General features: G+C 67.8%; 25 protein-coding genes. 12 read left to right on the top strand and 13 right to left on the bottom strand.

Annotation, left to right across the window (positions count from 1 at the left end):
- The first annotated feature begins 86 nt into the window (after positions 1-86).
- From CFB39_RS14990 to CFB39_RS14980, 3 genes are read left to right on the top strand one after another with little or no spacing between them, the layout of a single operon-like run.
- Entirely contained in the window at positions 87-1169 is a 1083-nt protein-coding gene (locus tag CFB39_RS14990) for a fatty acid desaturase family protein (protein ID WP_089473517.1), read from the top strand.
- Between the two features lie 36 nt (positions 1170-1205).
- Entirely contained in the window at positions 1206-1514 is a 309-nt protein-coding gene (locus CFB39_RS14985) for a non-heme iron oxygenase ferredoxin subunit (RefSeq protein ID WP_089446355.1), read from the top strand.
- A 4-nt stretch (positions 1515-1518) separates the two neighbouring features.
- Positions 1519-2769: an NAD(P)/FAD-dependent oxidoreductase gene (locus CFB39_RS14980; protein WP_089473516.1), complete on the top strand. Its 1251-nt coding sequence runs from the start codon at positions 1519-1521 to the stop codon at positions 2767-2769.
- A gap of 80 nt (positions 2770-2849) precedes the next feature.
- Here CFB39_RS14980 and CFB39_RS14975 read toward each other — a convergent pair whose 3' ends face one another.
- From CFB39_RS14975 to glpD, 3 genes are all read right to left on the bottom strand, one after another.
- The gene (locus CFB39_RS14975; RefSeq protein WP_006484467.1) at positions 2850-3566 is read right to left on the bottom strand and encodes an MIP/aquaporin family protein; all 717 of its coding nucleotides are present in this window, start codon (positions 3564-3566) and stop codon (positions 2850-2852) included.
- Between the two features lie 81 nt (positions 3567-3647).
- Entirely contained in the window at positions 3648-5150 is a 1503-nt protein-coding gene (gene glpK / locus CFB39_RS14970) for a glycerol kinase GlpK (protein WP_089473515.1), read from the bottom strand.
- Positions 5151-5256: 106 nt separating this feature from the next.
- Positions 5257-6780, bottom strand: coding sequence for a glycerol-3-phosphate dehydrogenase (glpD, locus tag CFB39_RS14965; protein ID WP_089473514.1), 1524 nt, complete (start codon positions 6778-6780; stop codon positions 5257-5259).
- Between the two features lie 162 nt (positions 6781-6942).
- On the opposite strand from glpD, the gene CFB39_RS14960 reads away from it, so the two are divergent.
- Complete coding sequence (locus tag CFB39_RS14960; protein WP_069248791.1) at positions 6943-7311, top strand: hypothetical protein; 369 nt, start codon at positions 6943-6945, stop codon at positions 7309-7311.
- 91 nt (positions 7312-7402) lie between these two features.
- Here CFB39_RS14960 and CFB39_RS14955 read toward each other — a convergent pair whose 3' ends face one another.
- Both CFB39_RS14955 and CFB39_RS14950 read right to left on the bottom strand, forming a co-directional pair.
- Positions 7403-7600, bottom strand: a complete 198-nt coding sequence (locus CFB39_RS14955; RefSeq protein ID WP_011353109.1) for a hypothetical protein — start codon at positions 7598-7600, stop codon at positions 7403-7405.
- A gap of 301 nt (positions 7601-7901) precedes the next feature.
- Positions 7902-8681, bottom strand: a complete 780-nt coding sequence (locus CFB39_RS14950; RefSeq protein WP_089473513.1) for a DeoR/GlpR family DNA-binding transcription regulator — start codon at positions 8679-8681, stop codon at positions 7902-7904.
- Positions 8682-8904: 223 nt separating this feature from the next.
- Here CFB39_RS14950 and CFB39_RS14945 point away from each other — a divergent pair, with 223 nt between their 5' ends.
- The 3 genes from CFB39_RS14945 to CFB39_RS14935 all read left to right on the top strand — a co-directional run bounded on the left by CFB39_RS14945 (position 8905) and on the right by CFB39_RS14935 (position 12277).
- On the top strand, positions 8905-10545 hold the full coding sequence (locus CFB39_RS14945) for a gamma-glutamyltransferase family protein (RefSeq protein WP_089473512.1): 1641 nt from the start codon (positions 8905-8907) through the stop codon (positions 10543-10545).
- A gap of 327 nt (positions 10546-10872) precedes the next feature.
- Positions 10873-11700, top strand: a complete 828-nt coding sequence (locus CFB39_RS14940; RefSeq protein WP_039360322.1) for a ferritin-like domain-containing protein — start codon at positions 10873-10875, stop codon at positions 11698-11700.
- 70 nt (positions 11701-11770) lie between these two features.
- A complete protein-coding gene (locus CFB39_RS14935; RefSeq protein ID WP_089473511.1) occupies positions 11771-12277 on the top strand; it encodes a hypothetical protein in 507 nt (168 codons plus the stop codon).
- Here the strand turns inward: CFB39_RS14935 and CFB39_RS14930 are convergent.
- The 3 genes from CFB39_RS14930 to CFB39_RS14920 form a co-directional block, all read right to left on the bottom strand.
- Positions 12271-13719, bottom strand: a complete 1449-nt coding sequence (locus CFB39_RS14930; RefSeq protein ID WP_089426269.1) for a DEAD/DEAH box helicase — start codon at positions 13717-13719, stop codon at positions 12271-12273. The two genes, CFB39_RS14935 and CFB39_RS14930, sit on opposite strands and share 7 nt — an antisense overlap.
- Before the next feature lie 134 nt (positions 13720-13853).
- Positions 13854-15152, bottom strand: a complete 1299-nt coding sequence (locus CFB39_RS14925; protein ID WP_089440956.1) for a cytochrome c — start codon at positions 15150-15152, stop codon at positions 13854-13856.
- A 19-nt stretch (positions 15153-15171) separates the two neighbouring features.
- On the bottom strand, positions 15172-15936 hold the full coding sequence (locus CFB39_RS14920; protein WP_046544481.1) for a c-type cytochrome: 765 nt from the start codon (positions 15934-15936) through the stop codon (positions 15172-15174).
- Between the two features lie 379 nt (positions 15937-16315).
- On the opposite strand from CFB39_RS14920, the gene CFB39_RS14915 reads away from it, so the two are divergent.
- Positions 16316-17248, top strand: coding sequence for a CopD family protein (locus tag CFB39_RS14915; RefSeq protein WP_089431658.1), 933 nt, complete (start codon positions 16316-16318; stop codon positions 17246-17248).
- 153 nt (positions 17249-17401) lie between these two features.
- Here the strand turns inward: CFB39_RS14915 and dgoD are convergent, their stop codons facing one another.
- The gene (gene dgoD, locus CFB39_RS14910; protein WP_089426266.1) at positions 17402-18550 is read right to left on the bottom strand and encodes a galactonate dehydratase; all 1149 of its coding nucleotides are present in this window, start codon (positions 18548-18550) and stop codon (positions 17402-17404) included.
- A 163-nt stretch (positions 18551-18713) separates the two neighbouring features.
- Here dgoD and CFB39_RS14905 point away from each other — a divergent pair, with 163 nt between their 5' ends.
- Positions 18714-19397 (top strand): FadR/GntR family transcriptional regulator, encoded by a 684-nt coding sequence (locus tag CFB39_RS14905; RefSeq protein ID WP_089473510.1) that lies wholly within the window; start codon positions 18714-18716, stop codon positions 19395-19397.
- Between the two features lie 25 nt (positions 19398-19422).
- Here the strand turns inward: CFB39_RS14905 and CFB39_RS14900 are convergent, their stop codons facing one another.
- Positions 19423-19668 (bottom strand): DUF1272 domain-containing protein, encoded by a 246-nt coding sequence (locus CFB39_RS14900; protein WP_039359973.1) that lies wholly within the window; start codon positions 19666-19668, stop codon positions 19423-19425.
- Between the two features lie 155 nt (positions 19669-19823).
- Here CFB39_RS14900 and CFB39_RS14895 point away from each other — a divergent pair, with 155 nt between their 5' ends.
- The gene (locus CFB39_RS14895; protein ID WP_089431884.1) at positions 19824-20171 is read left to right on the top strand and encodes a GFA family protein; all 348 of its coding nucleotides are present in this window, start codon (positions 19824-19826) and stop codon (positions 20169-20171) included.
- Between the two features lie 34 nt (positions 20172-20205).
- Here the strand turns inward: CFB39_RS14895 and CFB39_RS14890 are convergent, their stop codons facing one another.
- Positions 20206-23307, bottom strand: coding sequence for a transglycosylase domain-containing protein (locus CFB39_RS14890; RefSeq protein ID WP_089473509.1), 3102 nt, complete (start codon positions 23305-23307; stop codon positions 20206-20208).
- 424 nt (positions 23308-23731) lie between these two features.
- On the opposite strand from CFB39_RS14890, the gene CFB39_RS14885 reads away from it, so the two are divergent.
- Entirely contained in the window at positions 23732-24124 is a 393-nt protein-coding gene (locus CFB39_RS14885; RefSeq protein ID WP_089473508.1) for an MAPEG family protein, read from the top strand.
- 155 nt (positions 24125-24279) lie between these two features.
- On the top strand, positions 24280-24564 hold the full coding sequence (locus CFB39_RS14880) for a PAAR domain-containing protein (RefSeq protein WP_039359956.1): 285 nt from the start codon (positions 24280-24282) through the stop codon (positions 24562-24564).
- Between the two features lie 58 nt (positions 24565-24622).
- On the opposite strand, the gene CFB39_RS14875 is transcribed toward CFB39_RS14880, so the two are convergent.
- Positions 24623-24934, bottom strand: a complete 312-nt coding sequence (locus CFB39_RS14875) for a cupin domain-containing protein (RefSeq protein ID WP_089446345.1) — start codon at positions 24932-24934, stop codon at positions 24623-24625.
- A gap of 81 nt (positions 24935-25015) precedes the next feature.
- A complete protein-coding gene (locus tag CFB39_RS14870; protein ID WP_089473507.1) occupies positions 25016-25699 on the bottom strand; it encodes a DJ-1/PfpI family protein in 684 nt (227 codons plus the stop codon).
- Between the last annotated feature and the right edge of the window lie 107 nt (positions 25700-25806).

Genomic DNA, 25806 nt, shown 5'->3' with positions numbered 1-25806 from the left:
GAGCGGGGGAGGCCGCGGGCCTAATTTTGATTCCATGCCGAAGCGCTTGCCGCGCTTCCTACGAACAAGGAATCCAGGAGACGCACGTGGCTCATATCGACGACCAGGCGCACGACCGCACGGTGGCGCGCCGTCAGGCCTACCGGATGATCGGCGGCGCCGGCGAGCGCGCGCAGGCGGCCGGGCTCGCCAACGCGGAGTGGTATCGATGCCCGGTGCCGCGGCCGCTGATGAAGCAGCTGATGCAGCGCGGCGACGCGCGCGCGATCCGCGACACGCTGATCTGGTACGCGGCGATCGCGATCAGCGGGGTGCTCGCATGGCTGGCGTGGCATGCACATTCGGCGTGGGCGATTCCCGCGTTCTTCGTGTACGGGACGCTCTACTGCAGCCCGGCCGACTCGCGCTGGCACGAATGCGGGCACGGCACCGCGTTCCGCACGCGCTGGATGAACGACGTGCTGTACCAGGTCGCGTCGTTCCAGGTGTTCCGCCGCGCGACGGCGTGGCGCTGGAGCCATGCACGCCATCACACCGATACGCTGGTCGTCGGGCGCGATCCGGAAATCGCCGCGCCGAAGCCGACCGACTGGCGCTCGCTCGCGCTGAACATCGTCGCGCTGAAGCACGTGGCCGGCGAGCTGCGCAAGATGATCGCGACTGCCTTCACCGGCCGGCTCGACGACGAGGAGCGCACCTACGTGCCCGAATCGGAGCGGCCGAAGGTGGTGCGCGAGTCTCGCATCCATCTCGCGGTGTACGCGCTCGTGACCGGTGCTTCACTCTACTGGCACACGATCCTGCCGCTGCTCTACATCGGGCTGCCGAGCCTCTACGGCGCGTGGCTGTACCTGTATTTCGGCCTCACGCAGCATGCGGGCATGCCCGAGAACGTGCTCGATCACCGGCGCAACTGCCGGACCGTGATGATGAATCCGGTGTTCCGCTTCCTGTACTGGAACATGAACTACCACGTCGAGCACCACATGTTCCCGATGGTGCCGTTCCACGCGCTGCCGAAGCTGCACGAAGCGGTGAAGGCCGACATGCCGCCGCCGTACCGCAGCACGCTGGCCGCGTATGCGGAGATCGTGCCGGCGCTGGTCCGGCAGACGCGCGACCCGACCGATTACGTCGTGCGGCCCGTGCCGGATGCCGCGCGTGCGTGACCGACATCGAACCTTCCAACCCAGGAGACATGCAACATGACGCAATGGATCGACACCGGCGCGCTCGACGACATCGACGACGAAGACGTCGCGCGCTTCGACCATGCCGGCCACACGTACGCGATCTACCGCATCGACGGCGAAGTCTATGCAAGCGACGGCCTGTGCACGCACGAGCAAGTACATCTCGCGGACGGGCTCGTGATCGACCACGTGATCGAATGCCCGAAGCACAACGGGCGCTTCGACGTGCGCGACGGCCGGCCGCTGTCCGCGCCCGCCTGCGAGAAGCTGCGCACGTATCGCGCGAAGATCGAAGGCGGCCGCATCCTGATCGAGGTGTGACGCGATGACGAACGATCGGGTGATGGCGATCGTCGGCGCGGGCCACGCGGGCGGCCGCGCGGCGCAGGTGCTGCGCGAATCCGGCTGGAGTGGGCGGATCGTGCTGATCGGCGCGGAGGCGCACCTGCCGTACGAGCGGCCGCCGTTGTCGAAGGGCGTGCTGACCGGCGAACGCAGCGCGGCGCAGTGCCGGTTGCGCGATCCGGAAGCGTGGGCGGCCGATCGCATCGAGCCGGTCGTCGCGACGGTCGAGCGCATCGATCCGGGCGCACGTGAACTGCGCCTGTCGGATGGCCGTGCGTTCGGCTACGACGCGCTGCTGCTCGCGACCGGCGGCCGCGCGCGTCGCTTGACGATTCCAGGTGCGAGGTTAGACGGCGTGTTTGCATTGCGCACGCTCGACGATGCGGCGGCGCTCGGCACGCGGCTCGTGCCCGATGCACGGGTCGTGCTGATCGGCGGCGGTTTCATCGGCCTCGAAGTCGCGGCGTCGGCGCGACTGCGCGGGTGCCGCGTGACGGTGCTCGATGCGGCGCCGCGCCTGCTCGGGCGTGCGGTGCCGGAAGCGATCGCGGCGCGCGTGCACGCGCTTCACGAACGGCAGGGCGTGGCCATTCGCGTGAAGCGGAAGCCGGTTGCAATCGAGCGAACGACGGGCGGCGCGCTGGCCGTCATGCTCGACGACGGCGACACGCTGATCGCCGACACGGTCGTCGCCGGCATCGGCATCGAGCCGGCCGACGAGCTGGCGCGTGAGGCGGGCCTCGCCGTCGAGCGCGGCATCGTCGTGAACGAGCGGCTCGAGACGTCGGCGCGCGGCATCTACGCAGCGGGCGACGTGGCGGTGTTCCCGAGTGCGTTGTCGGGCCGGCCCGTCCGGCAGGAGACGTGGCACGGCGCCGAGACCCAGGCGCGCGTCGCCGCGCGCAACATGCTCGGCGCCGACGAGCCGTATCGCGAGACACCGTGGTTCTGGTCGGATCAATACGACGCGCAGTTGCAGGTGGCCGGTGAGCCGGCGCTTGGCGAGCGATCGGTCGTGCGCGTGCTCGGCGACGACGCGGAAATCCATTTTCATTTCGACGCCGGAGCGCGGCTCGTCGCTGCAAGCGGTTTCGGCCGCGCGTCGGGGTTCGTCAAGGACATGCGGGTGGCGAGAATGCTGGTCGAGCGCGGGAGCGACGTGAGCCCGTCGGCTGTCGCGGATACGGGGGTGAAGCTGAAGTCGCTGGTCTCGGCCGAGGGTGACCGGTAGCGAAAACGAAGCGGCGAAGCGCGAGGGAAGGAGCGTAAAACGCGCGGCGAGGATCGCCGCGCGTTTCGGTCAAGCGACGATCAGATCGTCGTGTGCAGGTGCAGGTACAGGCCGGCCGCCGCGGCGCCGCCGAGCAGCGGACCGACGACGGGCACCCATGCATAGCGCCAGTCGCTGTCGCGCTTGCCGGGGATCGGCAGCAGCGCGTGCATGATGCGCGGCGACAGGTCGCGCGCGGGGCTCATCGCATAGCCGGTCGGGCCGCCGAGCGAGATGCCGATGCCGAGCACGAGCAGGCCGACGGGCAGTGCGTCGAGCGCGCCGAGGCCGACTTGCGGCGACGCGAGGTACAGCACGCCGAGGATCAGCACGAACGTGCAGATCGCTTCGGTCAGCACGTTGTGCGTGACGCTGCGGATCGCGGGCGCCGTGCAGAACACCGCGAGCTTCAGGTCCGCATCGGCTTCCTTCGCGAAGTGCTGGCGATAGGCGAGCCACACGAGCAGCGCGCCGGCCATCCCGCCGAGCATCTGCGCGAGGACGTAGCCGCCGACTTTCGACCACGCGAACTTGCCCGCGAGCGCGAGACTGATGGTGACGATCGGGTTCAGGTGCGCGCCGCTGAACGATGCGGTCACGTAGACGGCGACGAACACGGCCATCGCCCAGCCCATCACGATCACGATCAGGTCCGCGCCTTTGCCCTTGGTCTTTGCAAGCAGCACGTTGGCGACCGCGCCGTTGCCGAGCAGCACGAGGATCGCTGTGCCGATGAATTCCGCAATATAAGGTGACATGTTTGTCTCTCTTGAATCACGGCGGACTCGCGCAGTGCGCGGTCCGCCGGTGTTGTTGTATTTCGTCCGGATGCCTGACGGTTATTGCGCGTCGTCGGCCCATGCCTTCGCGGCACGCACCGCACGCTGCCAGCCCGACATGCAGCGTTCGACGTGCTCCTTCGGCATCGACGGCGAGAAGCGGCGATCGAGCTGCCACTGGTCGTGCACTTCGTCGAGGTTCTTCCAGTAGCCGATCGCGAGGCCCGCGAGGTAGGCCGCGCCGAGCGCGGTCGTCTCGGTGATCTGCGGACGCACCGCGTCGACGCCGAGCAGGTCCGCCTGGAACTGCATCAGCAGGTCGTTCGCGCTCGCGCCGCCGTCCACGCGCAGCTCGCCGATGCTGATGCCCGAATCGGCTTCCATCGCGGCCAGCACGTCGAGCGACTGGTACGCGATCGAATCGAGCGCCGCACGTGCGAGGTGCGCGGAGGTCGTGCCGCGCGTGACGCCGAACACCGAGCCGCGCGCCCGCGCGTTCCAGTGCGGTGCGCCGAGGCCGGCGAACGCGGGCACCAGGTAGACGCCGTCGGTGTGCGGCACGCTCGCGGCGAGCGCTTCGATTTCAGCGGCCGACTTGATGATGCCGACGCCGTCGCGCAGCCACTGCACCACCGCGCCCGCGATGAAGATGCTGCCTTCGAGCGCGTACTGCACGTCGTCGCCGATCTGCCAGGCGATCGTCGTGACGAGGTTGTTCTTCGACTCGATCGGCTTGTCGCCGGTGTTCATCATCAGGAAGCAGCCGGTGCCGTAGGTGTTCTTCACCATGCCCGACGTCGTGCACATCTGGCCGAACAGCGCCGCGTGCTGGTCGCCCGCGATGCCCGCGAGCGGGATCTTCGATGCGAACACGGTGGTCTTCGTGTGGCCGTAGATTTCCGACGATGCCTTCACTTCCGGCAGCATGCTGCGCGGGATGTCGAGCATGTCGAGCAGTTCGTTGTCCCACTCGCGCGTGTGGATGTTGAACAGCATCGTGCGCGACGCGTTCGTCACGTCGGTCACGTGCAGCTCGTGCTTCGTGAAGTTCCACACGAGCCAGCTGTCGACGGTGCCGAACGCGAGCTTGCCCTGCTTCGCCTTCTCGCGCGCGCCCGGCACGTTGTCGAGAATCCAGCGGATCTTGGTCCCGGAGAAGTACGAATCGATCGGCAGGCCGGTCTTCGCGCGCACCTTCGCCTCGAAGCCTTGTGCCTTCAGCGAATCGCAGAAGTCGGCCGTGCGGCGATCCTGCCAGACGATCGCGTTGTAGACGGGCTGGCCCGTCTCGCGATCCCAGACGATCGTGGTTTCGCGCTGGTTGGTGATGCCGATCGCGGCGATCGACGTGCCGTTCAGGCCCGTGCGCGTGACGGCTTCGGCGGCGACGCCGGCTTGCGTCGACCAGATTTCCTGCGGATCGTGCTCGACCCAGCCGGGTTGCGGGTAGATCTGCTCGAATTCCTTCTGGGCGATCGAAACGATATTGCCCTGGCGATCGAACAGCATCGCGCGGGAACTCGTGGTGCCCTGGTCAAGCGCGAGGATGTACTGATCCTGCATGTCTCTCATCTCCATCCGTGGATTTGGCTTAGTTGTGATGCGCGCCGCATGTGGGGCGGCGCGTCGGTGAGTCAACGTCGGTCAAGCAACTGCAACTGCATTCCGGTCAGGCGTGCGGCGCGTGCGCGGCGGCGAACCACGCGTCGACCGCGGCGGTCACCGCGTCGAGCGTGCCGGGCGCGACGTGCAGGCCGAGCTTCGAGCGGCGCCACAGCACGTCCTGCGCGCAGGTCGCCCATTCGGCGTCGCGCAGGTAGCGCAGTTCGGCGTCGTAGATGCCCGGTGCGATTTCGGTGCCGAGATCGGCGAGCGACTTCGCGCCGTCGATCACGCGTTCCGCGCGCGTGCCGTATGCACGGGCATAGCGGCGGGCGAGCGCGGCGGGCAGCCACGCATGGCGTTTGGCGAACGTATCGGCGAATGCGTCGAACTTCGCGTTCGCGATGTCGCCGCCCGGCAGCGCGACGCCGGCCGTCCAGGTCTTCGCGTCGCGGCCCAGTGCGCGGCACAGCATGTCGCCGGCTTCTTCCGCGAGCTTGCGGAACGTCGTGATCTTGCCGCCGAACACCGACAGCAGCGGGGCGCCCGCACCGTCGTCCAGCTCGAGGCGGTAGTCGCGCGTGACGGCCGATGCGTTCGCGGCGTTTTCGTCTTCCAGCAGCGGGCGCACGCCCGAGTAGGTCCAGTGCACGTCGGCCGGCGAGATCTTGCGCTTGAAGTAGCGGTTGATCGAATCGCACAGGTACTGCGTCTCGTCGCGATCGATCGCGACCTTCGCGGGATCGTTCGTGTATTCGACGTCGGTCGTCCCGATCAGCGTGAAATCGTGCTCGTACGGAATCGCGAAGATGATCCGCTTGTCCGGGTTCTGGAAGATGTACGCGTGGTCGTGATCGAACAGGCGGCGCGTGATGATGTGGCTGCCCTTCACGAGCCGCACGCTGTGGTGCGCGCCGCGGCCGAGCGCGCCTTTCAGCACGTCGCCGACCCACGGGCCGGCCGCGTTCGCGATCGCACGGGCATGCACGACGCGGATCGAGCCGTCGGCGTGCTGCAGTTGCGCTTCCCATTCGTCGCCGCGGCGTTCGGCGGACACCAGCTTCGTGCGCGTCAGGATCTGGGCGCCGCGCTCCTTCGCATCCATCGCGTTCAGCACGACGAGGCGCGCGTCGTCGACCCAGCCGTCCGAATAGACGAAGCCGCGCTTGATCGAATCGATCAGCGGCGCGCCGGCCGCATGGCGGCGCATGTCGATGCCGCGCGAGCCGGGCAGCAGTTCGCGTTTCGCGAGGTGATCGTAGAGGAACAGGCCGATGCGGATCAGCCAGGCCGGACGCAGGTTCGGCATGTGCGGCATCACGAAGCGCAGCGGCCACATGATGTGCGGCGCCGCGCGCAGCAGCGTCTCGCGCTCCTGCAGCGCCTTGCGCACGAGCCCGAACTCGTTGTACTCGAGGTAGCGCAGGCCGCCGTGAATCAGCTTCGTGCTGGACGACGACGTGTGCGACGCGAGATCGTCCTGCTCGCAGAGCATGACCGACAGGCCGCGGCCGGCCGCATCGCGCGCGATGCCCGCGCCGTTGATGCCGCCGCCGACGACGAGCAGATCGTAGCGATTCGGTTGGGTCACCTGCTGTCCTTATCGTCTGAGGGAAAGGGTTGAACAGAAAATGTTCGAATTCGAAATTTAACGAACGAAATCGAAAAAGTAAAGTTCGATAAAGCGGGGCCAGTAGCGCGCGGCGCGATCCCGGACGATACTGGCGAAATCGACCGTTTCACGAGGTGAATCATGCGTATTGGGATGTGGGCTGGCGTATGCGCCGTCCTTCTGGCGGGGTGCACTGCCGGGATGCCGCCGCTCGCCGGCAACTGGCGCACGCCGTCGTTCGTCGACCTGCAGACGTCATGCGGCGGCACGGCGCGGGACTGGGGCGCGGACGCGCAGCCGGTCTACTCGACGCTGTATGACGCGTACGTGGCGAAACGGTATCGCGGGCTGACCGATGCGAACTATTGTGCGTTCGTAAACGAACTTTCGACGCACTATGCGGCGCCTGATGCGGCGGCGCGTGCCGGCTGGATCGCGTATTTCAACGGTGCGCGTGCGCAGGCCATCAGCTGGCGGGCGGCGGTCGATCCGACGCTACGCGGCGGCTGAAGCAGGCTGCGGCGGGGCGGTGGGCGGGAAGCGGGAATGACCGCGCGGCCCGGCATCCGGGCGGCGCGGTCAGGTCGGGAACGGTGTGGTTTTACGAATAGCGGTACTTGATGGATCGCAGCGCGGCGTCGCCTGTTTCGGTCACGCAGTATTTGCGCCCCGAACCGAGACCTTCCAGACGGACGAGCTGCTGTTCGAGCAGTGCGTCGATTTCGTCCCGATCCATGTGGGTTTGATCGGGAGCGTCCTTCACAAGCAATAGCGTGGCGAATTCATGCGGACTCAGCATCGTTCTCTCCATGGCGACCAGTCAGCCCGCGCGGCCGGCGCGGGCCGACGCGCGATACCCAGCGGGGTATGGCTTGGGGGGAAAGCTGTATTCGCCGGCCATGCCATTCGTCCGCGCCCTGGCACAGGCGGAACGGTCGAAATGGGCCGGGGAACTGGAGTCTAGTCGAGCGTGCAGGCAACGACAAATCAGGCCCCGTTAATTTTCCGTTTGACAGCCGGGCGACGCGCAAGCGGTTTGCTCGCGACGCCAACTTCTTGATTTCACTTGAAGTTTCGGGTGCGGTGCAGCATCGGAATCGTCACTCGGCGACGTACACCTGGGTGCCGGCGGCCGCCACGGTGTCGGCCATCTCGGGCGGCAGCGGCTTGTCGGTGAAGAGCGCGTGCACCTGGCTCAGGTGACCCTGGCGCACCAGCGCGGGACGGCCGACCTTCGAATGGTCGGTCACGAGATAGACGGTGCGCGCATGCTGCATGATCGCCTCGGCCACGCGCACCTCGCGCGTGTCGAAGTCGCGCAGCGTGCCGTCGGCCTCGATCGCCGACGTGCCGATGATCGCGTAGTCGACCTTGAACTGGCGGATGAAGTCGATCGCGAGTTCGCCGACGATCCCCTTGTCCCACGGCCGCACGATGCCGCCCGTGATCAGCACCTCGCAGTCGGGGTAGCCGCTCATCATCGACGCGACGTTCAGGTTGTTCGTGATCACGTGCAGCCCGTGGTGGCGGTTCAGCGCGCGTGCGACTTCCTCGGTGGTCGTGCCGAGGTTGATGAACAGCGAAGCCTGGTCGGGAATGTGCGACGCCGCGAGCGCCGCGATGCGCCGCTTCTCGTCGTGGAACATCCGCTGGCGCGCGGTGTACGACACGTTCTCCGAGCTGGTCGGCAGGCTCGCGCCGCCGTGGTAGCGGCGCAGCAGGTTCAGGTCCGCCAGCCAGTTCACGTCGCGGCGGATCGTCTGCGGCGTCACCCCGAAGTGCGCGGCGAGATCGTCGACGGTCACGAAGCCGTCGCGCTGCACCCATTCGAGCAATTCCTGCTGGCGCGCGTTGAGGGTGAGGCGGGGATCTCGGGTCATGGCTCGATGGTCGTGTCGTGAGACGGAGCGGGTATTGTAAGGGCGGCAACGGCGTTAGGCCGGCCCGGCCCGCAGGGTTGCCTGATATTCATGCGGAGATTGCATGGATTCATGTGACAAATGAATTTGTGCGATTGAGCCGATCGCGCTGCAATGGCGGATTGCCGCGCGCTCGCGAGGGCGCGGCCGGCGCGATCATTCAGCTTTCGACGAGGTGGAACCGATGACTGGCTTCAACTGGCACAACCCGTATCCGACGACCCGCATCCCGGTGTTCGCGCGCAACGTCGTGTCGACGTCGCACCCGCTCGCCGCGCAGGCGGGGTTGCGGATGCTGTGGAAGGGCGGCAACGCGGTCGACGCGGCGCTGGCCGCCGCGGCCGCGATCACGGTCGTCGAGCCCGTGTCGTGCGGGCTCGGCGGCGACGCGTTCGCGCTCGTGTGGGACGGCGAGCGGCTGTCCGGGCTGAACGCGTCGGGCGTCGCGCCGGCCGCATGGAACGTCGACTATTTCCGCCAGCGCCACGGCGAGGCGGGCAACGGCATCGCGAACAAGCCGACGCGCGGCTGGGACACCGTCACCGTGCCGGGCGTGATCGCGGGCTGGGAAGCGCTGCATGCGAAGTTCGGTTCGCTGCCGTTCGCTGACCTGCTCGAACCGGCGATCGAGATCGCGGAGCGCGGCTATGCGGTGCCGCCGATCGTCGCGCACAAGTGGGCGGCCGCGGTGCCGGAACTCAAGGGGTTGCCGGGTTTCGCGGACACCTTCATGCCGCATGGCCGCGCACCGCAGGTGGGCGAGCGCGTGTGCCTGCCGGGCCATGCGCAGACGTTGCGCACGCTGCAGAAGGAAGGTGCGCGCGCGTTCTACGAGGGGGCGCTCGCCGAGCGCATCGCCGCGTTCTCCCGCGAAGGCGGGGGCGCGCTGACCGCAGCCGACCTGCAGGCTTACCGGCCCGAATGGGTCGAGCCGCTCGGCAAGCGCTTCGGCCGTCACACGATCCACGAGATTCCGCCGAACGGGCAGGGCATCGCCGCGCTGATCGCGCTCGGGATTGCCGAGCACGCGGGCGTGACCGAGTGGCCAGTCGATTCGGTCGACTCGCAGCATCTGCAGATCGAGGCGATGAAGCTCGCGTTCGCCGATGTCTATCGCTACGTCGCCGATCCACGCGCGATGGAGTTCACGCCCGAACAGATGCTCGACGATGCGTATCTCGCCGAGCGCGCGAAACTGATCGACCCCGCGCGCGCGACGCACTTCGCCGCCGGCCGGCCGCATTCGGGCGGCACGATCTACCTGTCGGCGGCCGACGAGCGCGGGATGATGGTGAGCTTCATTCAGTCGAACTACATGGGCTTCGGCTCGGGGCTCGTCGTGCCCGGCACCGGCATCGCGCTGCAGAATCGCGGGCACGGCTTCTCGATGGACCCGGCTTCGCCGAACGTCGTCGCGGGCGGCAAGCGGCCGTTCCACACGATCATCCCGGCGTTCGTCACCGAGGAGGTCGAAGGCCGGACCGAGGCCGTGATGAGCTTCGGCGTGATGGGCGGCGACATGCAGCCGCAAGGGCACCTGCAGACCGTCGTGCGGATGCTCGGCTACGGGCAGCAACCGCAGGCGGCCTGCGATGCGCCGCGCTGGAAGGTCAACCGCGACTTCACGCTCGACGTCGAGGCAACGATGCATCGCGCGACCGTCGATGGGCTGGCCGCACGCGGCCATACGATCAAGTCGATCGACGATCCTTACATGGATTTCGGTTCGGGGCAGTTCATCTGGCGTCTCGATCGCGACGATCGCGAGCGCGGCTACGTGGCCGCGAGCGACAGCCGGCGCGACGGTCTGGCGGCCGGTTTCTGACGGATTCCCGGCGGCTTTCGCCGGCATGTCGTGTGCTTCGCGGGCGGCCGAATGGCCGCCCGTTTCGTTTGCGGCAAGCCGTATCACCGCGCGGGCGCAAGCGGTTTGAAGGACTCGTCTAACGAACGGCAACAGACGCCGTGGAACTGCGCTTGTCGGGTATGGTCAGTGCTTTGAAGCATGAACATCAAAGTCCGGCTAAGATGCCAGCATGGTTCGGCCGGACCAATCCACTATAAACGCAAGTAAAACGCCGCCTGCGGGATGGCCGGCGCCTGTGCCGAAGGCATGGGCCGGCCCCCGCGCGACGACTGGGAGCGCACCACCATGGACACCAAAACGACGCATGTGATGCCGTGGCGAATCGAGGACATCGACCTGAACCGGATCGATCGTCAACGTGCCGCCGCGAACGAGGATCTGTTGCTGCTGCTGTGCGCGTCGTCGTTCATCGAAAGCGGCTCGGATCTCTACACGAGCAACCTGAGCCAGTTCTTCAACGACGATCCGGAAGTCTCCGCATGGCTCAACAATGCATGGGAGCACGAAGAATTGCAGCACGGGCGCGCGCTGAAGGCGTACATCGCGCACGTGTGGCCGGAGTTCGACTGGGATACCGCGTTCGCGAACTTCTTCGCCGAGTATTCGCAGACCTGCAAGGTCGAGGCGTTCGAGAAGACCCGCGCGCTCGAGATGGTCGCGCGCTGCGTCGTCGAGACGGGCACGGCCACGCTCTATCGCGCGATCAACGAGTGCTCGGACGAGCCCGTGCTGAAGGAAATCACCGACAACATCCGCACCGACGAAGTGCGCCACTACAAGCACTTCTTCAAGTTCTTCAAGAAGTACAACCAGGTCGAAGGCAATGGCCGCCTTGCGGTGCTCGGCGCGCTGGCGCGCCGCGTGATGGAAATCAAGAACGAGGATTCGGAGATCGCGCTGCGCCACGTGTTCGCGGTGCGCTATCCGGATCGTGTCGGCGACAGCCAGTACAACCGCGAACGCGCCGCGCGCATCAGCACGCTCGTGCGGCGCAACCTGTCGGCCGACATGTGCGTGAAGATGCTGCTCAAGCCGCTCGACCTGCCCGCGAAGATCCAGCCGGGCGTCCACTATCCGCTCACGAAGATCACGCGGCACGTGTTCCTGCGCTGAGCGCCGCGGCGCGGCCCGACGCGCGTATGCTGCGGCTCTTCATCCGCTTATCCATCGGGGCCACGCCATCATGACCGATACCCATCGCCACGCGCTCGAACAATGGACGTTCGATGCGTGGCCGCCGGGCGTCGTCTCGTTGTTCGACGGCACCGCGCTCGAGCGTCATGCCGACGTCGCCGCGTCGCTGATCGTTGCGACCGACGATGGCCAGTTGCGCACGACGCTGCTCGGCGTCGGCGAAATCTATGCACACGATGCGCGCACGCTGCTGCTGGCGCTCTGGCCGCAATCGCGTGCGGCGCGCGCGATCGCGCAACGGCGGTCGGCCGCGTTGACGCTGGTCGCAGACGGCGCGTTCTTTCAGGCGCAATTGAGGATGGCACCGCTCGAAGGAGATTTCGGCGGACTGGCCGGATTCGCTGCGACGATCGCGCACGGCGATGCGCAGCGGGTCGGCTATGCGCGTCTCGCGACGGGTGTCACGTTCACGCTGGAAGGGGAGCGCACCGAGGTGCTCGCGCGCTGGCAACGCCAGGTCGAGCACCTGCGGCGCGCAGCCGCACGGCTTCAGTGACCGCGCTGGCCGCTGCGCGACGAGCGGTTGCGGTTCGCGTGCGCGGCATTGCCGTTCGCCGGGCGCGCGCTGTTGCCGCCACCGGCCGGACGCCCGCCGTTGCCACCGGCGCCGCCTTGCCCTTGCGTGCGCGGCTTCGCGGCCTTCTGCTGGGTAGCCTTCGGTTGCGCATTGCCGTCGCGTTTCGCGGCCGGCTGGCCTGAGCCGCCTGCGCGCGGCTGGCGATTGCCACCGCCGCCGCCACCGCCGCGCGGCTGTTGCTGCCCGCGGCGCTGCTGGATCGGCTCCGGCTTCGCGTTCGGATCGGGTTCGAAGCCCGCGATCACTTCCTGCGGAATCTCGCGCTTGATCAGCCGCTCGATGTCGCGCAGCAGCTGCTTCTCGTCGACGCACACGAGCGACACGGCTTCGCCGGTCGCACCCGCGCGGCCCGTGCGGCCGATCCGGTGCACGTAGTCTTCCGGCACGTTCGGCAGGTCGAAGTTGACGACGTGCGGCAGCTGGTCGATGTCGATCCCGCGCGCGGCGATATCGGTCGCGACGAGCACCTGCAGCGTGCTGTTCTTGAACTCCGCCAGCGCGCGCGTGCGTGCCGACTGGCTCTTGTTGCCGTGGATCGCCATCGCGCTGATGCCGTCCTTCGTCAGCTGCTCGGCGAGCCGGTTCGCGCCGTGCTTCGTGCGCGTGAACACAAGCACCTGGAACCAGTTGTGTTCGCGGATCAGGTGCGTGAGCAGTTCGCGCTTGCGGTCGCGGTCGACCGGGTGGATCTTCTGCGCGACGCTTTCGGCGGTCGTGTTGCGGCGTGCGACCTCGATCAGCGCGGGCGAGTCGAGCAGGCTGTCGGCGAGCGCCTTGATCTCGTCGGAGAAGGTGGCCGAGAACAGCAGGTTCTGGCGCTGCGGCGGCAGCTTCGCGAGCACGCGCTTGATGTCGTGGATGAAGCCCATGTCGAGCATCCGGTCGGCTTCGTCGAGCACGAGGATGTCGAGGTCCGACAGGTCGATCGTCTTCTGCTGCATGTGATCGAGCAGGCGGCCCGGCGTCGCGACGACGATGTCGACGCCGCGCTTGAGCGCATCGATCTGCGGATTGATGCTGACGCCGCCGAACATCACGGTCGAGCGCAGCTTCAGGTACTTGCTGTACGCACGGACGCTTTCCTCGACCTGGGCGGCGAGTTCGCGCGTCGGCGTGAGGATCAGCGCGCGCACCGCGCGCTTCGCGCCGCGATGTTCCGCGTAGAACGTATGCAGGCGTTGCAGGATCGGCAGCGTGAAGCCGGCGGTCTTGCCGGTGCCCGTCTGCGCGCCGGCGAGCAGGTCGCCGCCGCCGAGGACGGCCGGGATCGCCTGTTGCTGGATCGGGGTCGGCGACGTGTAGCCGAGCTCGTTGACCGCCTTGACCAGCGGTTCGGCCAAGCCGAGAGATTCGAAAGACATAGATACCACTCTTCAGTTTTATGATCGGCGACGTCGCGCGCGGCCCGCGCGGGAGGTGACATCGCAAAATGCAAAATGCAAAAGGGCGCGGCCGCGGTTTCCCGCAGCCGCGCCCCGTGTGTGTCAGCCGCTTCTTAGTCGAGCGGCGCGGAACGCAGGTCGCTCACCTGTTGCGGCGAGATCGGCGTACCGTTGTTGCCCCACGATACCCGGATATACGTGACGACCGCCGCAACTTCCTGGTTCGACAGCGACTGGGCGAACGGCGGCATCCCGTACGGACGCGGATTCTTGAACGTGCTCGGCGGATAGCCACCGTTCAGCACCATGCGGATCGGGTTGACGGCCGATTCCATCATGATCGAGTGGTTGCCCGCGAGCGGCGGATACGCCGGCGGCTTGCCCGCGCCGTTTTCGGCGTGGCAGGTCGCGCAGTTGTCCGCGTAGATCTTCTTGCCCTGCTCGAACAGCGCGTTGCCGAACTGCTTCGACGGCTCGTACTGCATGTTCTTCGGCGCTTCAGCCTTCTGCGGGATCGACTTCAGGTACGTCGACATTGCGCGCGTATCTTCGTCGGTCATGTACTGCAGGCTGTTGTGGACCACATCCGCCATCGGGCCGAACACCGCGCCCTTCTGCGACACGCCGGCCTGCAGCAGGTCGGACAGCTCCTGCACGTGCCAGTCGCCGAGGCCGAGTTCCTTGTCGTTCGTCAGCGACGGCGCATACCAGTTCTGCAGCGGGATCAGGCCGCCGGCGAATGCCGAGCCCGTCACCGGGCCGCCCATCATGTTGATCGACGTGTGGCACATCGAGCAGTGGCCGAGGCCTTCGACGAGGTACGCACCGCGGTTCCATTCGACCGACTTGGTCGGATCCGGCTTGTACTCGCCTTCCTTGAAGAACAGCGTGCGCCAGCCGATCAGCAGGTTGCGGTTGTTGAACGGGAACTTCAGTTCATGCGGACGGCTCGGCACCGACACCGGCGCGACCGAGCGCAGGTACGCGTAGATCGCGTCCGAATCCGCACGCGTGACCTTCGTGTAGCTCGCGAACGGGAAGCCCGGGTAGAGCAGGCTGCCGTCCTTCGAACGACCGGTGTGCATCGCGCGGTAGAAGTCATCCGACGTCCACTTGCCGATGCCATCCTTGTCGTCCGGCGTGATGTTCGGCGTGTACATCGTGCCGAACGGCGTCGCCATCGGCAGGCCGCCCGCGAACGACTTGCCGCCGCGCACGGTGTGGCACGCGATACAGTCGCCGACGCGCGCGAGGTATTCGCCCTTCTTGATCAGCGCGGCCTGGTCGGCCGGCGTGGCCGCGACGGCGGAAGCGCCGTGCAGCGTGTCGTTGCCCGGCCACAGGACCGGCACGAGAGCGGCAGCCGCGACGATCGCGACGGCCGAGAGTGCAAACAGGGACTTGCGTTTCATTGTGTCTGTCTCCCTTGCCTTATTGCGGTTCGCTGCCGCAGGCGAGCGGAGTCTTCATCGAACGCGCCGGAGCCGGCACGGGGTTGGCGGGCGCCGGTTGCGCGGCAAGCCATGCGGTCACGGCCGTCACGTCTTCGTCGGAAAGCTTCGAAGCGACTTCATGCATGCAGTCAGGTGCCTTCGCGTGACGGTTGCCCGAACGCCATGCACCGATCTGCGCGCTCAGGTAGTCGGCGTGCAGGCCGACCAGGCCCGGGATCGCCGGCTGCATGCCGGTCAGCGTCGCGCCGTGGCAGGCCACGCAGGCCGGCAGCTTGCGGGACGGGTCGCCTTGCGTGACGAGCTGCTTGCCGCGCGCGAGCGTCGCGGCCGGCAGCGTCGGCTTCGCCGGCGCCGGGTACGGCGGGCGTTCGGCCGAGAAATGCTCGGCCATTTCACGCAGGTAGTCGTCGTTCAGGTACGTCAGCAGGTAGTTCATCGGCGGGTACTTGCGCCGGCCGTCACGGAAGTTGACGAGCTGGTTGTACAGGTACTCGGCCGGCTTGCCGGCAAGACGCGGGAAGTAGTCGTTGTCCGTGCCCTGGCCGTGGACGCCATGGCAGGCCGTACAGCCGCGCACACGCTCGGCCATGGTATCGGGTGCCTTGAGCGGCGCCTGCTGGGCGTGCGCTTGCTCCGTGGGCTTGGTCTGCGCTTGGGCAGCGCTCATAAGGCCCGCGCTGCCGAACATCAGTACGGCGAGCAGCGGACGGAAGAGGCGTCTTGAAGACACACGAGACTCCATGTTTATTCGACGGGGACCTGTTGTCCGGGCTACGATCGGCTCGGCGCATGACGGCAAGGCAGCCGGGCTGCTGCGACGCGGCATTCTATCATCGATGGGTAATGACGGCTATTTGGCAAAAGGACATCGGTTCCTGTCCGTTTGCGACTTGCGACAATTTGACGCGCATTGCGACGTGTCGGTGTGAACCGGCGTGCGTTTTCACCATCGAAGACCGTACACTCGCGGGTCGCGCGGCGCCGCCTCCGCCGCAGGTCCAGTCATTTCTCCCGTTTCCGGATTCATCGATGACGTTTTCTACCGTGCCGTTGCCTTCCTCACGCTGTCCATCCCGTTGCTGCCACCTCGTCGGCCTGCCGCTGTCGGGAGGGTGTGGGCGATGAAGTTCGACAGCTTGTGGATCGGTCAGGTCGCGCTCGCGGCGCTGATGGACGCCGCGTTCGCGATGGCGGTCGGCTCGGCGCTGCTCAAGGCATGGCTTGGCAAGGACGGTGCGCGTCCGGTCGTCGCGCCGTCGCATTCCGCGTGGCTGCGCGCGCAACATTCGCTGGTCGCGGCGGCGCTGGCGCTGGTGCTCGCGGATCTCGGCTGGCTCGTCTACGAGGCCGCGACGATGAGCGGGGCGGGGCTCGGCGGCGCGTTCGCCGCGATTCCCGTGATGCTGATGCAGACGCACACGGGCTTCGCGTGGAGCGTCGCGTTCGCCGGCGCCGTGGTGCTCGCGATCGTCGCGCTGGCGAAGCCGGAGGGCCCGGCCGCGCACGCGGTGCTGTGGCTCGCGGTGATCGTGGTCGCGGCCGGCAAGGCGTCGCTCGGCCATGCGGCCGATACGGGTGCGCTGTCCGCGGCGGTCGGCGTGCAGACGCTGCACCTGCTTGCGACGGCCGTGTGGGGTGGCCTCGTGCTCGCGGGCGGGCTCGCGGTGCTGCCGGCGCTCGGGTCGTCGGTCGCGCGCGGCGCGCTGATCCGCATCGGCCAGCATCTGTCGCGTACGTCGATCATCGCGGTCGTCTTCGTGCTCGGCACCGGCGCGCTCAATGCGATCCGCGGCCTCGGCGGTTCGCTCGCGCCGCTCGACGGCAGCACGTGGGGGCGCGTGTTGCTGCTGAAGCTGCTGCTCGTCGCGCTCGCGCTCGTGCTCGGCGGCCTGAACCGCTTCGCGGCGCTGCCGCGCCTGCGCCGCACCGCGTCGACCGAGGATGCACACACGTTCCGCAACATCCTGCATCTCGAGGCGCTGACGATGATCGGCGTGTTCGTCGCAGCCGCCGTGCTGTCGTTCAGCGTGCCGGGGTTCGCGGCGATCGGCTGACGGCAGGGCGCGCGCGGCGCGGCGCAAGGCCGCCGTCGCGCACCCGGCACGTGCCGGGCACCGCACTGCGCATGCAAAAACGGCTGCCTGTGGGCAGCCGTTCTCGAATCGATACTTGCCGCGCGGGCCGAGGCCGCACGCCGCGCATCGCGCTCACCACTCGGCGACGCTGCCGTCCTCGTGACGCCACACCGGGTTGCGCCAGCGGTGCCCCGTCTTCGCCATCTCGCGCACCTTCTCCTCGTTCACGTCGATGCCGAGCCCCGGGCCCTGCGGGATCGCGACGAAGCCGTCCTCGTAGCGGAACACCTCGGGGTTGCGCAGGTAGTCGAGCAGGTCGTTGCCCTGGTTGTAGTGGATGCCGAGGCTCTGCTCCTGGATGAACGCGTTGTAGCTGACCGCGTCGAGCTGCAGGCACGCGGCGAGCGCAATGGGCCCAAGCGGGCAGTGCAGCGCGAGCGCGACGTCGTAGCTCTCCGCGAGCGTCGCGATCTTGCGGCACTCGGTGATGCCGCCCGCGTGCGATGCGTCGGGCTGGATGATGTCGACGTAGCCGCCCGCGAGGATGTGCTTGAAATCCCAGCGCGAGTAGAGCCGCTCGCCGAGCGCGATCGGCGTGTTGGTCTGGTTGACGATGTCGCGCAGCGCCTCGGCGTTCTCCGACAGCACCGGCTCCTCGATGAACATCAGCTTGTACGGATCGAGCTCCTTCGCGAGCACCTTCGCCATCGGCTTGTGCACGCGGCCGTGGAAGTCGACGCCGATCCCGACGTGCGGGCCGACCGCGTCGCGCACCGCCGCGACGTTCGCGATCACCTGCTCGACCTTGTCGTAGGTGTCGACGATCTGCAGCTCCTCGGAGCCGTTCATCTTCACGGCCTTGAAGCCGCGCTCGACCACCGCGCGCGCATTGTTCGCGACGTCGCTCGGCCGGTCGCCGCCGATCCACGAATACACCTTGATGCGATCGCGCACCTGGCCGCCGAGCAGCGCGTGCACGGGCACGCCGTGATGCTTGCCCTTGATGTCCCACAGCGCCTGGTCGACGCCCGCGATCGCGCTCATCGTGATCGGGCCGCCGCGGTAGAAGCCCGCGCGGTACATCACCTGCCAGTGATCCTCGATCAGCAGCGGATCGCGGCCGACGAGGTAGTCGGCCAGCTCCTGCACGGCAGCCTCGACCGTGTGCGCGCGGCCTTCGACGATCGGCTCGCCCCAGCCGACGATGCCCTCGTCGGTTTCGATCTTGAGAAACAGCCAGCGCGGCGGGACGACGAAGGTTTCGAGGCGGGTAATTTTCACGATGCGAGTCTCCAGGGTTGACCGGCGCGGGCAGTCGGGCGCGGCGCGCGGTCGCGTGCTTTCGCGGTTATCCTAGCGCAGCCCGATAAAAAATAGTATTAATAGCACTATTGTGCAGATAGTGGGCAGCCGGCACGCCCGGGTACTCGCATAACGGAGAACGATCATTCGACGCGACCTGCATGGACAAACGGCCTTCCGGCTCGCCACGGCGATCCTGCGCGGCGACTACCCGCCCGAGTCGCTGCTGCCGAGGGAACCCGACCTGATGGTGATGTACGGCGTGAGCCGCACGGTGATGCGCGAGGCGCTGCGTACGCTCACGTCGAAGGGGCTCGTCGAGTCGCGGCCGAAGATCGGCACGCGCGTGCGGCCGCGCGGCGTCTGGAACCTGCTCGACGCCGACCTGCTCGACTGGTACGCGCGTGTCGCGCCGCCGATCGCGTTCGCGCTGAAGCTGCAGGAGATGCGCGAGATGGTCGAGCCGTACGCGGCCGCGCTTGCCGCGCGCATGCATACGCCGGAGACGTTCGACGCGATCGACGGCGCGGCGCGCGCGATGGCCGTCGCGCGCAACGTCGACGAATGGGTGCGCGCCGACCTGCGCTTTCACCTGAGCGTGCTCGAGGCCGGCGGCAACGAACTGCTGGTGCCGCTCGGCACGCTGATCGATCGCACGCTCGAGGCGCAACTGCAGCTGAATGCGCGCCGCGCGGACGTATACAACGCGTCGCTCGCCGAGCACATGGCCGTCAGCGACGCGATCCGCGTGCGCGACGAGGACGGTGCGCGCCGCGCGATGGCCGCGCTGCTCGCGGTGACGCGCGCACGGATCGAGATGTCGTGACGGGGGGCGGGGCAGTGCGGCGCCGTCAGGCGTTCGCGCAGCCGCCCGGCTTGTGGATGCGTTCGGTGGATGCCGGGTACTTCGCGAGCAGGCTCGCCGGCCGCCGCGGGCGCGCGACCAGGTCGCCGCCGCAGTTCGGGCAGCGGCCCTTCAGCACGTCGTCGGCGCAGGTCGCGCAGAACGTGCATTCGAACGTACAGATGCGTGCATCGGCCGAATCGGGCGGCAGGTCCTTGTCGCAGCATTCGCAGCCGGGGCGCAGTTCGAGCATGACGGTTTTCCTTGGTTTGGACAGGGTCGGGACGGGCGCCGCACGGACATTGCGTGCGGCGCATGTGCGCGCTACTGTACCCGCTTGGATCGGCCCGGCCAACGGTGTTCCGCCGGGGCGCCGTCGATGCGCACGGGCCGCACCGGGAGACGACCATGCTTTATCGCGGAAGCTGTCACTGCGGTGACGTGAAGTTCGAGGCGGAAGGCGACCTGCAGGGCGTGATGGCGTGCAACTGCTCGATCTGCCGGCGCAAGGGCGCGCTGATGTGGTTCGTGCCGCGCGACCACATGACGCTCCTCACGCCCGACGACCATCTCGCCACCTACACGTTCAACAAGCACGTGATCCAGCACCGCTTCTGCAAGCGCTGCGGGATTCACACGTTCGGCGAGGGCGTCCACCCGAACGGCACCGCGATGGCCGCGATCAACGTGCGCTGTCTCGAGGATGTCGATATCGACGCGCTGCCGGTCACGCACTACGACGGCCGCTCGCATTGAGCGGCGCGCCGGCGCATGAACGGACGCACGGCCGTCAGGACGGTTGCGCGGTCGCGGCGCCCGGCGCGGGCGTTTCCGCCTGCGGGGCGGGGCCCGCGGTGCGCGTGCCGGCCGGGCGCTCGATCAGCGGCGCGAGCGCCGGCGCCATCGACTTCAGCAACTGCACGGCCATCGCGCTCGTGAAGTCGTAGCGTGCCGCATACGGCTCGTGCGCCGTTGCGGTCAGGACCCCGAAGAACCGGTCGCCGAGCACGAACACGAAGGTGCCGCTGCGGTTCACCTTGCGCGACTCGATCAGCCGCGCGCCGCGCGCATAGACGTTGAAGCGCTGGTCGCCCGTCCCCGTCTTGCCGTACACGTCGAGCGTCTTGCCGTCGGGCAGCGTGAAGCCGCCCGCGAGGCGGCGCGCGGTGCCGTTGAGCACGACGTCGCGCAGCAGCGTATGCGCCACGTTGACGATCTCCGGCGACAGCATCGGCTGCGGCTGGGCGGCCGCGCGCACGAAGCGCGTTTCGTACGGCGTGCCCTTCGCGAAGTCGAGCCGCGTGATCGTCTCGGTCGGCGCCTTCTGGCCGCCGTTCGCGATCAGGCCGATCAGTTTCGCGAGTGCGTCGGGCTGGTCGCCCGATGCACCGATCGCGGCCGCGTACGACGGCGTGACTTCCGCGAACGGGTAGCCGAGCGCGCGCCACGACTTCGTGATTTCCGCGTACGCGCGCAGCTCGACCATGCGGCGGATGCGGCGGTCCTGGGTCGCGTGGTAGCGCGTCTTGTACAGCCACGAGTACGTGTAGAAACGCGCGTCGCGGCTCTCGCGCTGGACATCGGCGAGCGACGCTGCCGGGTGCGCGCGCAGGTAGTTGAGCGTCCACAGCGCGAGCGGATGCACGCTCGCGATATAGCCGCGATCGTTAAGGTTGAAGCGGTCGATCGCGTACTTCGCGTAGAGCCTGGCGAGATCGTCGTCGGACAGTGTCGCAGCCGGCGTGCCCTTCAGTTGCACGCGCATCTGCGCATCGAACCACGCGAGCGATTCGTTCGGTGCGACGCTGCGCAGCACCGTCGCGATCTTCGGCGGCGATTTGCGCACGTCCTTCAGCATCAGCGCGAGCGCGTCGTCGGGCGCCTTGCCCGCATAGCGCGTGTAGTAGCGCTTCACGTAGACCTGGCTTTCGCCGTCGACGAACTGCTGCAGGTAATGCCGGCGCTGCTCCGGATCGCCGAGCCACGATGACGACGGGCCGGCCGCCTGCAGCGTCTCGTAGTGGACGATGTCGCGCATCAGCCGCACGAACACGAGGTTGACCGAATGCTCGAACGCCTTGTGCAGCGTCAGGATGCGGCCGTTGTCCGACTTCTCGAAGTTCGAGAACACCTGCGCGCCGCCGCCCGTGTAGAACACGTCGGGGCTCGCCGAATACTTGCGTTCGACGGCCGCGTCGAGCATCGCCTGCAGCGAGCGGTCGCGCGTATGCGACAGGTAGTCGAGCGCCCAGCGCGACAGCCCGTCGATCGGGTCGGGCTTCACGCGCGCCAGCTCCGCGTTCGACAGGTTCGCGTAGCGCGCATGCAGGTCGGACACGATCTGCAGGTACGTGATCAGCGTGCGCAGCTTCGCGGTCGAGCCGAGGTTGATGCGGCCGCCGCGATTCACGTCGAACGGCTCGTTCACGCTGTCGGTCTGCACGCGCAGCAGGTTCGCGCCGTTGCGGTGTTCATACAGCGTGAAGCTGTACGTGAGGTGCGACGGGTCGTCCTTCGGCGCGAGCATCTCGAAACCGTACAGGCCGGCCTTCTGCGCCCCGTCGCGCGTCGACGCCTGGGCGAGCCGTTCGGCGACCGCCTGCTGCACGCCGTTGTCGAGCGTGCTGGTTGCCTGCAGGTCGAACTGGTCGAGCTGGTACAGGTCGCTGATGCCGAGCGCCGACAGCAGCGACGCGCGCGCGGACGTCACGGCCTTGCGCGACACGAACGACTGCACGTGCGCGGCGGCCGGCGGTGCGCTGCGTTCGATCTGCGCGGCAAGCGCGGCGTCGCGCAGCGCGGGCGAGATCACGCCGCCGTTCGACAGCAGCCGCAGGTAGCTGTCGGTCAGCTTCTGCAGCGCCGGGTAGCCGCGGTTGAGGAAGTACGATGGCGCGCGCTGCGCGATGATCAGCGACAGCACCTCGCGGAACGTCTTGCCTTGCTCGTCGACGTTGTCGCCGGTCGTCGGCGCGGACAGGATCCGGTTCACGTCGTTGAAGTCGCGGCCGTACCACGCGGCGAGACCGTCGCCGATGCCGGTGATTTCGCCGATATGCGGCCGTGCGGCGAGCGGCACCGAGTTCAGGTAGCGCACGACGATGGTGCGGCGTGCGAGCATCGTCTGCGGGCCGTTCAGGTACGCGCGCACCGACGCGGACGCGATCTGCCGCAACTTCTCGGGCGGCGTCGCGGTGCGGCCCTCGGGCGAATGGCGGAACTTCTCGATCTGCGTCGCGAGCGTGCTGCCGCCCGGGCGCGCCTGATGGCGGTTGACGACGTGCAGCGCCTGGTCGGCGACCGCGCGGCCGAAGCGCCCCCAGTCGATCGCCGGGTTGCGGTTCGGTTCGTTCGCATCGAGCAGGTAGCGATCCTCGATGAACAGCAGCGAATCGGCCACCACGCGCGGCACCAGGTCGAAGTCGGCGTAGACGCGCTGCGGGAACACGGTCGCGAACAGCGGCGCGCCGGTCGAGTCGAACAGCATCAGGCCCGCCTGGTCCTTTTCTTCAAACGGGAGGAACAATCCGCGCTCGCCGAGCGACAGCATTCGCTGCGAATCGCGCGCCTGCTTGCTGACGACGAAGCCGCGCGCGAGCAGCCGCTCCTGGAACGCCGGAATCATCGCGTAGCCGAGGCGCTGGTCGTAGGGGCCGTTCGCGGGGAAGCGGATGTGATCGCTCGGGCCCGTCTCGACCGTGTAGCCGACATCGCGGGTAAGCTCGGACAGGTAGTGCGCCTGCAACCGGGACGTTTCGATCTCGCTCTGCACGAGTCGCGCAATGATCGCCACGGCGATCAGCAGCGCGGCCAGCAAAGACCACTTGACCCACGTCCAGACCGATGCGGGACCGGTCACGCGCGGCAGGATACGATTCAGCGGCCGATTCATGGCGGCGTCTCCCTGAAGGCGCGGGCTCCGGCCGCACCCCATTAAGGATTAGTGTAGTCCTCCGCAGCGGGCTGCCAAGGACGTTCACTACCGAGATGCGTCGACGCAACGCGCATGCCTGCGACGCGCTGTAACCCGCGTTGCGTTGCGATGGTGCATGCCGTCGCATGCGTAACGTTTGCGCGTTTCGTGCCGGCATGTCCGTGTGCTGGGGTGGGTCGGCGGGCAGGCCCGGACGGCGGGGCAGGCGGTGGCAATGCACCGGTTTCGTGCGGTGCGGCGGCGCGACAATTGGGATCGGAACCCGACCGTAAAATTGTGTCCGCGGCACGACGATGCTGCGGGTTTCCGTGATGGTCGCGCGTGTCGGTCACGGGTACGATCATTGGCTATGCGGCGCATTTCCGCTTTTGCCGGGAGTCCCATGCCGATCCACCCCGTCGCGCTCGTTTGCACGGCCATCCTCGGGCTGCTGCTGTTCGGGCTCGGGCTCGTCGTGTCCGTCACGCGCTTCCGGTGCACCACCGGCTCCGGGTGTGCGGCCGATCCCGCGAACGGGTTGCACAAGATCGTGCGCGCGCACGGCAACACGGCCGAATACGCGCCGTTTCTCGCGGTGCTGTTTCTCTATTTCGGTACACACGATCCATCGCGCGCGATCCTGACGCTGATCGTCGCGGCGACCGCGTGCCGCTGCCTGCTCGTGATCGGCCTGCTTGCCTGGCCGACGATGGCCGACCCGAATCCCGCGCGTTTCGTCGGCGCGCTCGGCTCGTATCTGTGCGGTGCCGCGCTGTGTCTCGCGCTGTTCGTCTGAATGGCGGCGCCGGCGGCATACGGCACGGACCCTGATCCGGGAGGCGGCTGCGGCGCGCGGTGATATGCTCGCGGGACGCCCGCGATCGACGGGCAGATTCCGACTGCCTGCGCGCTGCCGCGTTGCACGGCATTTCCGAGGGAAGAACCGACAACATGAGCCGCAAATTCATTCTGAAGGGCGACACGACCGACCACGGCGGCGTCGTGCTCGAAGGGATCGCCAATTCGTCGTTCGACGGACGCGAACTCGCCTATCTCGGCGCGGCGGTGTTCTGCGCCGCCTGCAAGTCGCCGGGCGTGATCGTGTCCGACGGCGGCGAGCGGACGATGACCGTGATGGGCAAGGTCGTCGCGCTCGAACACGACCTGTGCCAGTGCCTGTGCACGCCGCAGCCGAAGCTGATCGCGTCGCAGGCCACCGGGACGATCACCGGGTGAAACCCGCCGCGCGGAGGCGGCTGCCATCCGCGCGGCATCGACGCCCGGCCGCGGGCCGTCAGACGCTGCCTTCGGTTTCGATCACGAGGATGCGTGCTTCACCGAGCGGATGCGCGACGTGCTCGGTGCCGGCCGATGCGTGGAACACGTCACCCGTTTCGAGCACCGTCGCGTGCTCGACGCCTGCTTCGCGATAGCGCATCTCGACGCGACCGTCGAGCACCGCGAACACTTCCTCGCCGTCGTTGACGTGCCACCGATACGGCTGGTCGGTCCAGTGCAGGCGGACCGTGATGCCGTTCAGGTTCGCGATGTCGAGCGCGCCCCATGCGCGGTCCGCGGTGAACGCGGCGCTGCGGATGATGTTCATCGATGGGTTCTCCGGCGCGAATGCGCGTCGTTCTCGTCTTCCAGTCTTCGAGCGTTCAAGTCGATTGTCCGGCGTCGGCATTCAGCGCGACCTCGCGCGCAGTGCCTGTTCGATCGTCGCCTTGCGCGTCGCGAAACCCGCCGCCGACCGGTCGGTGACGCGCTTCACGACCGCTGCCGGTGCGGTGTCGGGCGAACCGGCGTCGAACGGCGGTGCCGGCGCGTACTCGAGTTGCAGCTGGATCGCCTGCGCTTCTTCCTCGCCGGCCAGCTCCGCGGCGATCGTCAAGGCGAAGTCGATGCCGGCCGTGACGCCGCCGCCCGTGATCAGGTTGCCGTCGCGCACCACGCGCTCGCGCACCGGCACCGCGCCGAGCGGTTCGAGCAGCGAGTGGAACGCCCAGTGCGTCGTCGCGCGCCGCCCGCGCAGCAGGCCGGCCACACCCAGCAGCAACGCACCCGTGCACACCGACGTCACGTAGCGCGCGGCGGCCGCGCGCTGCTGCACGAACGCGATCGTTTCGGCATCGAGCAACAGCGCGTTGATCCCGATCCCGCCCGGAATGCAGATCACGTCGAGCGGCGGACAGTCGTCGAACGTGCAGGTCGGCGCGAGCGCGAGTCCGCTGCTCGATGCAACGGAGTCGCGCGACTCCCCGACCAGATGAACGGTGGCGTCGGGCAGCGACGCGAGCACGTCGTGCGGGCCGGTGAGATCGAGTTGCTGGACGCCTGGAAACACGAGAAAGCCGATATGCAGGGTCATGCGAAGACTCCGATTGGATGGGGGCGGGCCGTAGCCGGTACGGGATGGACAGGTCGATTCTAGGCGCGTAGTGTTTGGCGAAATTGCCATATCACCCACGTTTTCAG

Origin of the sequence: Burkholderia sp. AU6039, assembly GCF_002223365.1 — a bacterium.
In the GTDB taxonomy this organism is placed as follows: domain Bacteria; phylum Pseudomonadota; class Gammaproteobacteria; order Burkholderiales; family Burkholderiaceae; genus Burkholderia.
This window is presented reverse-complemented; position numbering and strand designations above follow the sequence as displayed.